At 67.0% G+C, this 14,290-nt stretch carries 12 protein-coding genes; all 12 read right to left on the reverse strand.

The annotated features are described in order from the left end of the window. Positions 1-386 precede the first annotated feature (386 nt). On the reverse strand, positions 387-1,655 hold the full coding sequence (tyrS, locus tag AC0IX4_RS16285; protein WP_056068981.1) for a tyrosine--tRNA ligase: 1,269 nt from the start codon (positions 1,653-1,655) through the stop codon (positions 387-389). A gap of 26 nt (positions 1,656-1,681) precedes the next feature. Further along, complete coding sequence (locus AC0IX4_RS16290) at positions 1,682-2,326, reverse strand: DNA-3-methyladenine glycosylase (RefSeq protein ID WP_471829958.1); 645 nt, start codon at positions 2,324-2,326, stop codon at positions 1,682-1,684. Positions 2,327-2,346: 20 nt separating this feature from the next. After that, positions 2,347-2,571: a Trm112 family protein gene (locus AC0IX4_RS16295; protein WP_042573341.1), complete on the reverse strand. Its 225-nt coding sequence runs from the start codon at positions 2,569-2,571 to the stop codon at positions 2,347-2,349. 53 nt (positions 2,572-2,624) lie between these two features. Next, positions 2,625-5,582 (reverse strand): AMP-binding protein, encoded by a 2,958-nt coding sequence (locus AC0IX4_RS16300; protein WP_471829960.1) that lies wholly within the window; start codon positions 5,580-5,582, stop codon positions 2,625-2,627. A gap of 117 nt (positions 5,583-5,699) precedes the next feature. Then, positions 5,700-7,124, reverse strand: coding sequence for an argininosuccinate lyase (gene argH, locus AC0IX4_RS16305; RefSeq protein WP_471830295.1), 1,425 nt, complete (start codon positions 7,122-7,124; stop codon positions 5,700-5,702). Beyond that, positions 7,124-8,350, reverse strand: a complete 1,227-nt coding sequence (locus AC0IX4_RS16310) for an argininosuccinate synthase (RefSeq protein WP_042573338.1) — start codon at positions 8,348-8,350, stop codon at positions 7,124-7,126. Before AC0IX4_RS16310 ends, argH begins: the two co-directional genes overlap by 1 nt. Positions 8,351-8,400: 50 nt before the next feature. Then, positions 8,401-8,880, reverse strand: coding sequence for an arginine repressor (locus tag AC0IX4_RS16315; RefSeq protein ID WP_235579446.1), 480 nt, complete (start codon positions 8,878-8,880; stop codon positions 8,401-8,403). Between the two features lie 44 nt (positions 8,881-8,924). Then, the gene (gene argF, locus AC0IX4_RS16320) at positions 8,925-9,866 is read right to left on the reverse strand and encodes an ornithine carbamoyltransferase (protein WP_042573337.1); all 942 of its coding nucleotides are present in this window, start codon (positions 9,864-9,866) and stop codon (positions 8,925-8,927) included. Further along, on the reverse strand, positions 9,863-11,092 hold the full coding sequence (locus tag AC0IX4_RS16325) for an acetylornithine transaminase (RefSeq protein ID WP_471829961.1): 1,230 nt from the start codon (positions 11,090-11,092) through the stop codon (positions 9,863-9,865). Before AC0IX4_RS16325 ends, argF begins: the two co-directional genes overlap by 4 nt. After that, on the reverse strand, positions 11,089-12,009 hold the full coding sequence (argB, locus tag AC0IX4_RS16330) for an acetylglutamate kinase (protein ID WP_471829962.1): 921 nt from the start codon (positions 12,007-12,009) through the stop codon (positions 11,089-11,091). The genes AC0IX4_RS16325 and argB overlap by 4 nt, the downstream gene beginning before the upstream one ends. After that, positions 12,006-13,229, reverse strand: a complete 1,224-nt coding sequence (gene argJ / locus AC0IX4_RS16335) for a bifunctional glutamate N-acetyltransferase/amino-acid acetyltransferase ArgJ (protein WP_471829964.1) — start codon at positions 13,227-13,229, stop codon at positions 12,006-12,008. The genes argB and argJ overlap by 4 nt, the downstream gene beginning before the upstream one ends. After that, positions 13,226-14,284 (reverse strand): N-acetyl-gamma-glutamyl-phosphate reductase, encoded by a 1,059-nt coding sequence (gene argC / locus AC0IX4_RS16340; RefSeq protein WP_471829965.1) that lies wholly within the window; start codon positions 14,282-14,284, stop codon positions 13,226-13,228. The genes argJ and argC overlap by 4 nt, the downstream gene beginning before the upstream one ends. Positions 14,285-14,290: the final 6 nt, after the last annotated feature.

The following is a 14,290-nucleotide window of genomic DNA, read 5'->3' on the forward strand; positions in this document are numbered from 1 at the left end:
ATATTGGCACTGACATTCATCGACACACTGTTGAGTTCTCAAAGAACACGCACACACCACCACCACCCACACACAGCGGGAAGATCCGGGGCAACCGTTCCAGCCTAACCGCGTCCGATCGCCTTGGTCAAGGACCGCGATCGGAGTACGAAGTAGGCAGTCATTCGCGTCTCGGGCTTACCATAACTCCTGGCCTTGCGGGCCTGGCTGGTGTCCGTGTCGCTCTGACTTGAAGAAAGTTACGCGACGGATAACAGTGCGTCAAATCCGCAGGTCATCCTTGCGTCGGGGTCACGAACGAGCAGGTCGGACGCATCACGGGCGCCGGCGCCCGGTCAGTCGGATCCCGGACGGCCATGTGACGCCGAACACCGGGACCCATCCGTTCAGGACAGACGCCGCACTCCTGCCATGTTCTTCTTGCCGCGTCGCACCACCAGCCACTCGCCGTGGAGAAAGTCGTCTGCGCCGGCAACCCAGTCCTCAGTGCCGATCTTCTGGTTGTTGACCGACACCCCGCCTTCCTTGACCACGCGTCGCGCAGCCCCCTTGCTGTCGCACAACTTGGTCTCGACGAGGAGGTCGACAATCGTCGGGGTCTCCCCAGCGCCGATCTCCGCGACATCGGTTTCCGACAACGCGGCAGCGAGAGTGGCAGCGTCGAGATCACGGAGCTCGCCTCGGCCGAACAACGCAGAACTGGCGAGCTCGACCGCGGTCGTGTTGGCCTCACCGTGGACGAGGGTCGTCATCTCCGCAGCGAGGCGCCGCTGGGCGAGTCGTGCCTGCGGCTTCTCGGCAGTGGCGGTCTCCAGTTCCGCGAGTTCGTCACGGTCGAGGAACGTGAACCACCGCAGGTACTTGACGACGTCGGCGTCCGCGGTGTTCACGAAGTACTGGTACCAGGCGTACGGCGATGTCATCTCCGGATCCAGCCACAGGCTTCCGCCACCCGTGGACTTCCCGAACTTGGTCCCGTCGGCGGCGGTCACCAGCGGAACGGTCAATCCATGCACCGCATCACCGTCCATCCGACGGGTCAGATCGATGCCGGCGACGATATTTCCCCACTGGTCCGACCCACCCACCTGCAGTGAGCATCCGTGCTCCCGGTGCAGATGCAGGTAGTCCTGCGCCTGGAGCAGCATGTAGCTGAACTCCGTGTAAGACATGCCGTCCGACTCGAGTCGCTTCTTCACGGTGTCCCGCGCCAGCATCACGTTGACCGAGAAGTGCTTCCCGATGTCGCGAAGGAAGTCGATGGCCGACAGCGGAGCCGTCCAGTCCAGGTTGTTGACGATGACGGCGCCCGCAGGCCCTTCGAAGTCGACGAACCGGGACAACTGACCCTTGATGCGGTCAGCCCACTCGGCGACCGTGTCGGTCGAGTTCATGACACGTTCCCCGACATCCCGAGGATCACCGATCAATCCGGTCGCTCCACCTGCGAGAACGACGGGTCGGTGGCCTGCACGTTGGAAGCGGGACAAGACCAGCAACGGCACCAGGTGGCCTGCATGCAGACTCGGGCCGGTCGGATCGAATCCCGCGTACAGCGTGATCGGGCCGTCATCGGTCGTCGCGGTCGACAACGCGTCGATGTCGGTCGACTGGGCGATCAGCCCACGCCAGGTCAGGTCCTCGATGATGCTCACCGGACGATCTTCCCGTATCCGCGCTGTCAGGTGGACGGCGGCCTCGGTGTCTCGGCCCCCGGAGACTGTGCGCGTGGACTCCGCCGATACGCCGACACGGAGGGTGAATCCGGGAGCCAGAAGCGCCACGGTCTGTCGGCCGCTGTCGACACCCCGACTCGTGGGCCGGACCGGACGTCGGTCGTCACGACGTCGGGTGCGGTGAAGGTGACGTCGGACCCTGCACGGGCGACACGGCACGCATTGTCACCGAGGGAGAGCGCGAGAGTACTGCCGACGTTGCCGGGACCGCGAGCCATACCGGGGATCGGCGCAGCGGGACGGCGACCACGCGCAACAGGAAGACCGTCGATGACCTCACCTGCACGGATGAGGACAGCTCCTGCTGTTCCCTCGGGTCCGCAGACGATGTTGGCGCAGAGATGCATCCCGTAGCTGAGATAGACGTACAACCGTCCGGCCGGCCCGAACATCACAGCGTTCCGGGGCGTCGGCCCGCGGAACGAGTGTGCGGCCGGGTCCGGCCAGGGGCCGTCGGGGTCACCGCCGTACGCCTCGACTTCGACGACTCGGATCGTGACGCCGCGTGACATCATCACCCCACCCAGAAGCAGACGCGCAGCCGACACCGGGTCGGCCGATGCGAGTGCACTTTCGAGTGAGCTCTCCATCGCCCGTCTCCGACCGACGGTCAGTCGGCGACGGCTGCCGGTTCGACGGCCCTGGCGACGATATCGGCGTGTTCTGCCTCGTCGGCGTCCCGCGCGTCGTCGATCAGCAACACGGGAATTCCGTTCTCGATCGGGTAGACGCGCCGCAGACGCGGGTTGTAGAGCAGTTCGTCCTGGATGAGCAACAGCGGGCCCTTGTCCTGCGGGCAGGCAAGGATGCTGTGAAGGCGAGCATCGACGCTCAACGGGACTCCTCGAATCGGGGTCGGTCGAATCGACCTGACGGATGCCTGCGACCTTACTGCGGAACCGAGAACCGCTCCGCCGCCACTGCCTTGGTGAGCCGCTTGTACTCCCCCGACGACGACGCGAGATACCACGTCTTCACACCCGGCGCCGGAAGACCTGCACTGCGCAGCGCGACGTCGAGAGGACGGAACGCCCGACTGAGCGCGATGTCCTTGACCACGTGCACCAGGTCGGGCCGTTCTGCCGGATCGAGGGCCAACAGCGCCTCCGAAACGGTTGCCGCCGTGAGGTTCTCGCCGGAGCGCACGGTCACAGCGCAGATCGACCACTGCGACCCGTGGTCGCCGATTCCGTAGGCGACAGCGAGATCGACCGCGGACGCCTCACCCATGGCGTCCACGATCGGTTGCGGGTAGATCGGACCGCGTGCGGTCGCGACGATGGACCGCTTGTGGCCTAACAGCCAGTAGTCGCCGCCCTCGTCGCGTCGGAACAGCAGTTCAGTGGGGGTCCACACGTCGCCGGCGCTGAAGACACCTCGCATGAAGGCGCCACTGGCGTCGTCCAAGCCGGGGCGCCCGAGAAGCAGCCCCGGCTCCCCCGGTTCGCTCTGTCGCACGAACCCACGATCGTCCACCAGGTACCGGCCGGAGACCGGATCGTAGGCAGCGAGCGCGACGCGTGCACTTCCCGGAAGGGGGCGACCCTTGGCGCCGATCTTGGTCCCCGCGACGTTCGCCAGCACGACGTCACCCTCGGTCGAGGCATAGAACTCGAGCACGCGGGCGGGCGCGAGCCGCTCCAGGCTCCGTCGCCACAGGTTGGTGGGCATGCCCGAGCCGATCAGCAGGCGGATCGCGTGCTGTCCCCGGTGGGGCAATCCCGGGTAGTCGAGCAGTTCTCGCATCATCGTCCAGGTGTAGGAGACGACGGTGACGCCGTACCGCTGGATCTCGTCGGCGAAGCGCTCGGGTTCGAGTCCGCGGGACAGCGCGATGCGCGAGCCTCCCACGAGCGCGCCACCGACGGCGACCAGGAGCCCGGCCGAATGGTGCAGAGGCGCGAGGCAGTACACGGTGTCGCTTCGCGACAGACCCGCGGAACCCGCGGTTCCGAAAGCCGACAATGCCCACCGGTAGTTGGTGATGAACTTGGCGTCGAGTGCATCCTCGGTGCCGCTGAACAGGACGAACGCCAGCTCGCGTGCGCGACCGGGGTTGGGTACGTACCACCCCGGCAGTTCCACGGTCGACGGGTCGATCTGCTCGAGGTCGACCACAGCGTCCTCGTCCTCGATGTCGAGAGAACGGGACTCTCCGCCGCCGAGCACGAGGACATCGAGTCCGTAGGCAGCCGAGCCGGCCAGGTTGTCCGGGTCGACGATCAGCAGGCTGACGCGGCCCAGCTTGATCGCCGCGGACAGATCCGCGGACGGTTGCAACATGACGGCTACCGCGCCGATGCGTGACAACGCCGCCACCGCCGCGAGAGCGCTGGGGCGGGTCTCCATCAACACACCGACGTGCATCGCGGGGCGCACCCCGTTGACGATCAGGCCGCGGACGACATTGTCGATGCGCTGGTCCACGGCGGAGTAGGAGTACACGCGATCGTCGAAGACGAAGCATTCGCCCTGACTCGCCCGACGTGCCTGCTCCGCGAGCAGACGACCGAGCGACACCTGTGAATGTGGTTGCAGCTGACCGAGTCTCGCGAGTCGCGGCAACGTGCGCGCCGCCTCGGACGAGATCTCCCGAGATCCACGGACAGCACCGGCGGCCGCCGAGGCGAACCCTCGTCCGAGCCCCAGACCGACCTCCGCGATGGTGGCGGCCGTGTGGACCAGTCGGTTGGCCACCGACACACCGCTTTCCGACGCCGGATGCTCGTCGTACGCCATCTCCTGCGCTTCGATCGGACGCGGCCCCAGTCCCTCGCGCCAGCGGATCCAGGCCGATGTCGTCGGCCACGTCTGCGTTGCCGCAGTGCTTCCGACCACCAGACCGAAGTGGCCCGCACGAAGACCGGCCTCGTACACCTCTGCACGCGGTGCGGCCTTGCGGATACCGCGGACGGCGAGCGGCTGACCGATGTCGTCGACCTCGCCCACGAAGGCGAGAATCGGCATCGTCAGCTCGGCCAGGGACACGACCTTGCCGCGGATGGAGAATCCACCGGTCATCATGCGGTTGTGCACGACGAACTGGGTCAGAAGCTCGGCGACCGCAGGACCCGACCACGCCACCCAGCCGTCCATCGCCAGGAACCGACGCTGGGATTCACGCGGCAGTAGAGCATCCCGGTCGTGTAATTGCAGAAGGAAGTCGATACGCGACTTGACCGTCTTCGCCGGGTCCAGGAGTTGGAAGCCCGTGCGCGCCATCCAGTCCGTCACGTCCAGACGGGTGAAGACGTGCTCCGCCAGGAACTCCGCTCCCTTCGTCGCGACGTTGGCCGGGATGCCGAGTGGCAGAGCCGCCAGTGTGTCGACGGGACTTCCGAACGTGATGATGCTGGCGATGTTGCGGCTCGATCGGTAGGCAGCCGCCTGGTAGCAGAACATCCCGCCCTGCGAGTAGCCACCGAGGTGCACGTCGCGCCCAGTGCGGTCGGCGACGATGTCGATGATCTCGCTGATTGCGACGATGTGGTCCGCGAGCGTGCGGTTCCACCCACCCTCTTCGGTGGCCGGAGAACCGAAGTCGACGACCCACGGATCGAGGCCGGCCTCGTGCATGATGCCGACGCCGCCCTGATCGCGAGTCACGTCGTACACGTCGGCGGACATCATCATCGGCGGTACCAGAACGACGGGTGGTCCCGTCTGGTCCGACTCCGGGAAGTAGCGCCGCAGCCGGTACATGCGGTCCCGCGCCACCACGGTGAATTCCGACGGCACGGCGTCGGTCTCGAGCCCCCCGAGTCGGATGACCTCGAGACCGTTCTGCGCCGTCGCGACGACACGTCGCAACGATGTCGCGACCGACCCGGTATCGATACCCAGCAACTGAACTCCTCGACGCGTTCCTGCTCGACCCTCGTGTCCCCCGACGAACTAGGTCGATACGGGCTTAGCGTCTCATACCCGTCCGACGCCGAGAACGGCTCGTCCGGGTACCGCGCGTCACGCGGTCGTCCAGGTCCTCAGTTCCGCCGTGAGCCCGACGACGACGGAGATCTGTTCGGCCACTCGAACCGGCGCGGTGCCGCCTCGGCTGTCGCGCGATCCGATGGATCCGTCGACGGTCAGGACGGTGCGCACATCCGGGGTCAGCGCGGAATCGATCTCCGCGAACTCCTCGTCCGTCAGCTCGTCGAGTCCGACGCCACGAGCCTCGGCGCGGCGAACGCAGTCTCCCGCAACCTCGTGCGCGTGGCGGAACGGAACCCCCTGGCGCACCAGCCACTCGGCGATGTCCGTCGCCAACGTGAAACCGGCCGGGGCGAGCTGACGGAGCCGATCGGTATCGAACGTCAGTGTCGAGACCAGGCCGGTGAGGGCCGGAAGGAGCATCTCGAGCTGGAGGACCGAGTCGAACACCGGCTCCTTGTCCTCCTGCAGATCCCGGTTGTACGCCAACGGCTGCGCCTTCAGCGTCGCCAACAACCCGGTGAGATTGCCGATCAGACGACCCGTCTTGCCGCGCGTGAGTTCGGCGACGTCCGGGTTCTTCTTCTGCGGCATGATGGAACTACCGGTCGACCACGCGTCGGCAAGCGTCACGTATCCGTATTCGGGCGTACTCCACGACACGATCTCTTCCGCCAGTCGGGAGAGGTCGACCGCCGTCATCGCCAGGACGAACGCGGCCTCGGCGGCGAAATCGCGGGAACTGGTCGCATCGATCGAGTTCTCCGCCGACCCGCTGAATCCGAGCTCGGCCGCGATCTTCTCCGGATCCAGGCCCAGAGACGACCCGGCCAGAGCGCCGGAACCGTACGGCGACACGGCCGCACGACCGTCGAAGTCGCGGAACCGCTCGACGTCGCGCAGCAGCGGGTGAGTGTGTGCCAGCAAGTGATGCGCGAGCAGGACCGGCTGCGCCGCCTGGGAGTGAGTCTTCCCCGGCATCGCGGCATCCGGATGAGCTATGGCCTGCTCGGTGAGTGCGCCCACGACATCGAGAACACCGGCCGACACACGACGGACGGCATCGCGGAGCCACATGCGAAAGAGGGTCGCCACCTGGTCGTTGCGGGATCGCCCCGCACGCAACCGGCCACCCAGCTCAGGTCCGACCTGCTCGATCAGTCCACGCTCGAGGGCGCCGTGCACGTCCTCGTCGGACTCGGCAGGCCCGAACGCGCCGGACTCGACGTCGGCGGCGAGCCGATCGAGGCCGGCGAGCATGGCCTCGAGGTCCGGGGCAGTGAGCAGTCCGGCCGAGTTCAGCACGCGAGCATGAGCTTTCGACGCCCTGATGTCGTACGGCGCCAGTACCCAGTCGAAGTGTGTCGACTTGCTCAGTGCCGCCATCGCCTCGGCCGGACCCGACGCGAAACGGCCACCCCAGAGAGCGCCGGCGTTGGTGCCGTGAGCGGGTGAGATCACAGGTCCGACTGACCCTGCGCAGCGACGGCCCCGCGATCACGACTCGCTGCGATCTTCGCGGACAGACCGTGCAACTGCACGAAGCCCTTCGCCGACGACTGGTCGAACGTGTCACCGGCGTCGTAGGTGGCCAGGTTGAAGTCGTACAGCGACTCGCCACTGCGGCGACCGTTGACGACGATCGTTCCTGCGTGCAGCACCAAGCGGATCTCACCGGTGACGTGCTCCTGCGTGTGCTGGACGAACGTGTCGAGCGCACCCTTCAGCGGTGAGAACCACAGGCCGTCGTACACCTGCTCGGCCCACTTCTGGTCGGTGTGGCGCTTGTACCGACCCAGCTCACGTTCGATGGTGACGTGCTCGAGTTCCTCGTGCGCACGGATGAGGACCATGGCGCCCGGAGCCTCGTACACCTCACGGCTCTTGATTCCCACCAGGCGGTCCTCGACCACGTCGAGCCGGCCGACGCCCTGCTTGCCGGCGCGCGTGTTCAGCTCCTGGATGGCCTCGAGCACCGACACCGGACGTCCGTCGATCGCGACGGGTCGTCCCTTGTCGAAGGTGAGCACCAGTTCGTCGGGTGCGTTGAAATTGGCCGTCGGGTCCTCGGTGTAGTCGTAGACGTCCTTGGTCGGCGCATTCCACAGGTCCTCGAGGAAGCCGGTCTCGACGGCGCGTCCCCACACGTTCTGGTCGATGGAGAACGGCGACTTCTTGGTGACGTTGATCGGGATCGCGTTCTCCTCGGCGAAGGCGATGGCCTTCTCGCGCGTCCAGGCGTAGTCGCGCACGGGCGCCAGCACCTCGAGCTCGGGCGCGAGGGTGTTGAAGCCGACCTCGAACCGGACCTGGTCGTTGCCCTTACCGGTGCAGCCGTGAGCGACGACCGTGCCGCCGTGCGAGCGTGCGTTCTCCACCAGGTGCTTGACGATCAACGGACGGGAGATAGCGGAGACCAACGGGTACCGGTCCATGTAGAGCGCGTTGGACTGGATGGTCGGGAGGCAGTACTCGTCGGCGAACTCGTCGCGCGCGTCGACGACGACGGCCTCGACGGCGCCGCAGTCGAGGGCGCGCTGACGGATGACCTCCATGTCCTCACCACCCTGACCGAGATCGATCGCGACGGCGACAACCTCCTTGCCGGTCTCGCGGCCGATCCAGCTGATGGCGACAGAGGTGTCGAGACCACCGGAGTAGGCGAGGATGACGCGTTCGGCCATGAGGTATGTGCTCCTTCGTTGTGTTCGATATATGAGCGTGCTGGATGTGGTCAGCGTGCAAGGTGTTCGATGCGGTCCGCGATATCGCGTCCCGACATCGGTTCGCGTGCGATCACGAAGATGGTGTCATCTCCCGCGACCGTTCCCACAATCTCGGGCAGGGACGCACGGTCGAGTGCGCTCGCCAGATAGTGCGCCGCGCCGGGCGGCGTGCGGAGAACGGCCATGTTGGTGCTCGCATCCGTGGAGACGAGCAACTCCCCGAGAAGTCGGGACAGTCGGTCGGTGCCCCCGGACACGCCTCGGACCGGGCTCCCGTCCTCGGGGACCACGTAGACGCCCGCTCCCCCGTCCGCGGCACGGAGCTTCACGGCTCCGAGCTCGTCGAGGTCGCGGGACAACGTCGCCTGGGTGGCGTCGATGCCCTCCGCGGCGAGGAGAGTCTGAAGCTCGGGCTGGGACCGGACCTGGTGCGTCGACAACAGCACGACGATGCGGGCCTGACGCCCCGCGCGTGTGGAGGAGGTCACCGGACCCGCAGGCTCGGATCGCACCGATCCGGCGTCGTCGACGATCACGGCGTCCGACGACCCGCACGCTCGAGAAGCCAGACCAGGACTGCTTTCTGGGCATGGAGTCGGTTCTCGGCTTCGTCCCAGACGACACTGCGTGGTCCGTCGATGACCGTGTCGCTGATCTCCTCGCCGCGGTGCGCGGGAAGGCAGTGCAACACCAGCGCCTCCGAGTCGGCGTGGTCCACCAGCGCCTCGTTCACCTGGAACGGCCGTAGCGGGCCGACGCGATCGAGGCCGTCGTTCTCCTGGCCCATCGACGTCCAGGTGTCGGTCACCAGAACGTCGGCTCCGGTTGCGGCGGCGACGGGATCGGTGGTGACGGTGACGTTCGCACCGGTCTGTTCACCGCGAGCGCGGGTCGCCGCGAGAACCGCGGCATCGGGAACGAACCCTTCCGGCGCCGCGATCGTGACGTCGATGCCGGCCGTCACGCCGCCGAGCATCAACGAATGCGCCATGTTGTTGGCGCCGTCGCCGAAGTAGGACAGGCGAAGACCCTTCAGCGACCCCTTCCGCTCGGCGAGCGTCTGCAGATCCGCGAGGATCTGACACGGATGGAAGTCGTCCGAGAGCGCATTGACGATCGGCACACTGGCACCGGACGCCATCTGCTCGAGCCGCTTCTGTCCGAACGTGCGCCACACGACGGCGTCGACGTACCGCGAGAGCACCCGGCCGGTGTCCTGCAGAGTCTCCTCACGGCCGAGTTGTGTACTGCGGCCGTCGACGACGACGGCGTGTCCACCGAGCTGGGCGATACCCATCTCGAACGAGAAACGCGTTCGCGTCGAGTTCTTCTCGAAGATGACTCCGACGCCTCGGGGACCTTCGAGTGGTCGCATCGAGAACGGGGCTTTCTTGAGTTCTGCTGCGAGAGCGAGGATCTCCGACTGCTCGTCCGGTGTCAGATCGTCGTCTCGCAGGAAGTGGCGCAGTGTCATGACGTTGCCTCCGTGCTGGTGGCCTGTTCCGCGGCGGCGCGCGATACGCGGTCGAGGACGGCAGGTAGTGCCTGGACGAGGGCCGATGCCTGCTCGTCGGTGATGATCAGGGGCGGGGCCAACCGGATGACGTTCGCTTGCGCGGCATTGACCAGGAAGCCCGCGTGCCGGGCCTCGGTCTCCACGTCCGCCGCCACCGGTTCGGTCAGCACGATGCCGAGCAACAGTCCGGCTCCCCGGACATGGTCGACGAGGGGATGCCCGAGGGCCTCGATGTCGTTGCGCAGGTTCTTGCCCAGTCGGTCGGCGCGACTGAGCAGATCGTCCGAGGCGATGGTGCGCAGCACGGCCAACGCCGCGGCGGAGCAGACCGGGTTGCCGCCGAACGTGGTGCCGTGCTTGCCGGGGGTCAGCATGCTTGCGGCGCGGCCGATTCCGATGCAGGCACCGATCGGCAGGCCACCACCGAGACCCTTCGCCAACGTGATCACGTCGGGCACGATGCCGAAACGCTGATGGGCGTAGAACCATCCGGTGCGACCGATGCCGGTCTGGACCTCGTCCAGGATCAGCAAGGCGCCGTGTCGCGCCGTGATCTCCCGCGCCGCCGTCAGATATCCCTCCGGAGGAACGACGACACCGCCCTCGCCCATGATCGGCTCGAGGAACACCGCGGCGGTGTTCTCGTCGACGGCAGCCTCCAGCGCAGCGACATCGCCATAGGGGACATGGGACACGCCGCCGGGCATCGGTTCGAACGGTGCACGCTTGTCGGGTTGACCCGTCAGCGCCAGGGCGCCCATCGTCCTACCGTGGAACGCGTTCTCCGCGGCGATGATGTTCGGGCGTCCGGTGAGCCTCGCGATCTTGAACGCAGCCTCGTTGGCCTCGGTTCCGGAGTTGCACAGGAACACTCGCGCGTCACCACCGGCCGCATGACCGAGGTGCTCGAGCAGGTGCTCGGCCAGTTCGATCGACGGCGGAGCCGCGTACAGATTCGACGTGTGCCCCAGGGTCGACAACTGGGCGCTCACCGCGTCGATGATCGCCGGGTGCGCGTGACCCAGGATGTTGACGGCGATACCGGCCAGGAAGTCTATGTACTCCTTGCCGTCCGCGTCGGTCACCACCGCGCCCGCGCCGCCGACAAGGGCGACACGGGGCACGCCGTAGTTGTTCATCAACGCATTCGAGAAGCGTTGCTGCAGCATCTCCGTGCTCGTCATGCTCGTCCTCTCGTCACCAGTTCGTGTTCGCCCTCGTGGACCATGGTTCCGATGCCCTCGCCGGTGAAGAGTTCGAGGAGCACGGAATGTTCGAGTCGGCCGTCGATGACGTGGGCGCTCGGAACGCCACCACGTACGGCGCGCAGGCACGCTTCCATCTTCGGCACCATTCCGGCGTCGAGCGAGGGCAGCAGCTCGGCGAGCAGGTCGGCCTCGATCTCGGACACGAGGGAGCCACGGTCCGGCCAATTCGTGTACAGGCCTTCGACATCGGTGAGCATGACCAACTTCTGCGCACCGAGTGCCTCGGCCAACGCCGCGGCCGCGGTGTCGGCATTGATGTTGTGCACGACACCGTCGGCGTCGGGCGCGATGGTCGAGACCACCGGAATGCGTCCGGCGGCGATCAGGTCGAGCACCGCACCGGGGTTCACACTCGTCACGTCACCCACCAGTCCGATGTCGGTGGCGACACCGTCGACCATCACCGAACGTCGGGTGGCGGTGAACAGGTGCGCGTCCTCGCCCGAGATACCGACCGCCAACGGGCCGTGCGCGTTGATCAACCCGACGAGCTCGCGGCCCACCTGTCCGAACAGCACCATGCGGACGATGTCCATGACCTCGGGCGTCGTCACGCGGAAGCCGCCGCGGAACTCCCCCACGAGTCCCAGCCGGGACAGCATGGCGGTGATCTGCGGCCCGCCTCCGTGTACGACGACGGGGTGGATGCCTACCGTGCGCAGAAACGCCATGTCGGCGGCGAACGCGGCCTTGAGCCGGTCGTCGACCATCGCGTTGCCGCCGTACTTGACCACGACCACCTTCCCGGTCCACTGCTGCAACCAGGGCAACGCACACGCGAGAATGCGGGCGGTCTCGTGCGGATCGCCGACCGTGTCGTCGGAGCGTGTCATGACGAGTACGCCGAGTTCTCTTCGACGTAGGCGTGCGAGAGATCGGTCGTCCGGATGGATGCGGATGCGGACCCCACACCGAGATCGACGTCGACCGTGATGTCGACGGCCGACAGATCGACGTCGCGAGCACCCGGCGCGCCCATACCGTCGACGCACACGGGACTACCGTTGAACGAGACGACGATCCGGTCCGGATCGAGAGCGACCGGTGCGATACCCACCGCGGCGAGTACGCGTCCCCAGTTGGGGTCGGAGCCGAAGAGAGCCGTCTTGACCAGGGAATCTCGCGCGATGGTCCGGGCAGCGATCAGAGCGTCGTGCTCGGTCTCCGCTCCCCCCACCGTGATGCGGATACGTTTGGTGACGCCCTCGGCATCGGCCATCAACTGGTCGGCCAGGTCGTCGCACACGGCCAGCACGGCAGCGTCCAACTCCTCCTGCGTCGCCTCGACACCGCTGGCACCGGACGCCAGCAACAGCACCGTGTCGTTCGTCGACGTCGCACCGTCCACGTCCAGCCGGTCGAAGGACATCGCCGTGGCCGCGCGAAGTGCACGATCCAGTCGGTCCGATGTGGCGACGGCGTCGGTGGTGACGACGCAGAGCATCGTCGCCAGCGAGGGCGCCAACATGCCTGCGCCCTTGGCCATTCCGCCGACGTTCCAGCCGTTCTCGTGATGGATCGCGGCTTGTTTGGGCTTGGTGTCGGTCGTCATGATCGCGTACGCAGCGTCGGTACCGCCCGAGATCCCGCCCGCAAGCTCGTGCACGACGGACGTCACGCCGAGCAGCAATTTGTCCATCGGGAGCCGGTCACCGATCAGTCCGGTGGAGCACACGGCGATCTCGCCGGCACCGGTCTCTGTTCCCCAGTCGCTCAGTGTGGCGGCGAGGTGCTCCGCGGTCCGGTGGGTGTCCTGGAAGCCCGGAGCGCCGGTACAGGCGTTGGCTCCGCCGGAATTCAGGACGACCGCGCGCAGGGCGCCGGACGTCAGGACCCGCTGGGACCACAGCACGGGGGCTGCTTTCACCTTGTTGGTGGTGAAGACTCCGGCCGCTGCGAGGTCGGGCCCTTCGTTGAACACCAGTGCGACATCCGGCCCGCCCTTGGCCTTGAGTCCCGCCGGAACACCTGCAGCCCGGAACCCGGCAGCCGAGGTGACACCCTGCGTCCGGACGAGGACGCCGTGACTCCGGGTGGGTTCTTCCTGCGTCATGGCGCCGTCCCTACGGTCGAGAGGCCGTCGGTCTCGGCGAGACCGAGGGCCAGGTTCATCGATTGCACAGCGGCACCGGCGGTGCCCTTGGTCAGGTTGTCGATCGCGGCGAGCACCACCAGCACGCCGGCGTCCTCGTCGACCGACACCTGGAGGTGGACGGCATTGGATCCCACCACCGAACCGGTCTGCGGCAGAAGGCCTTCCGGCAGGAGATGAAGGAACGGCTCGTCCGCGCAGAACTTCTCGTAGACCTCGCGCGCGTCGCCGGCCGTGACCGTGGTGGGCGCCGTGCACGTCGCCAGGATTCCCCGCGGCATCGGAGCCAGCACCGGGGTGAAGGAGACGACGACGTCCGTTCCGGCGATCGCCGACAGGTTCTGGCGGATCTCCGGCGTGTGCCGATGTGCGCCGGCTATGCCGTAGGCCCGCACCGACCCCATGACCTCGGAACCCAGCAGGTCGGGCTTCGGGGCCTTTCCCGCACCGGACGTACCACTGACCGCGACGACGGTGACCCTCGGCTCGACGATTCCTGCCGCGACCGCGGGAGCCATCGCGAGCGAGGCTGCGGTGGGGTAACAACCGGGCACCGCGATACGCGTGGCACCGATGAGCGCGTCCCGTGCGCCGGGGAGTTCGGGCATGCCGTACGGCCAGTGGCCCGCGTACTCGCCGCCGTACCAGCGGTCCCACGCCGACGCGTCGGTCAAGCGGAAGTCGGCACCGCAGTCGATGATCAGCGTCGACTCGGGGAGCTGCTCCGCGATCTCCGCGCTCTTACCGTGCGGGAGCCCGAGGAACACGACGTCGTGGCCGGCCAATTCCTCGCCCGTGGTGTCGACCAGAACCCGACCGGCCAACGGCACCAGATGTGGATGATGACGGCCGAGCGTCGACCCGGCATTGCCCCCCGCGGTCAGAGCGCCGATGGTCATCCGACCGTCGACGACAGCCGGATGCGCGAGCAGCAGGCGCAGGATCTCTCCCCCTGCGTACCCACTGGCGCCTGCGACGGCGACCTTCCAGCCTGCCGATGTCGATGCACTATCCATACGATG

This window comes from Rhodococcus sp. AC861 (assembly GCF_979256035.1).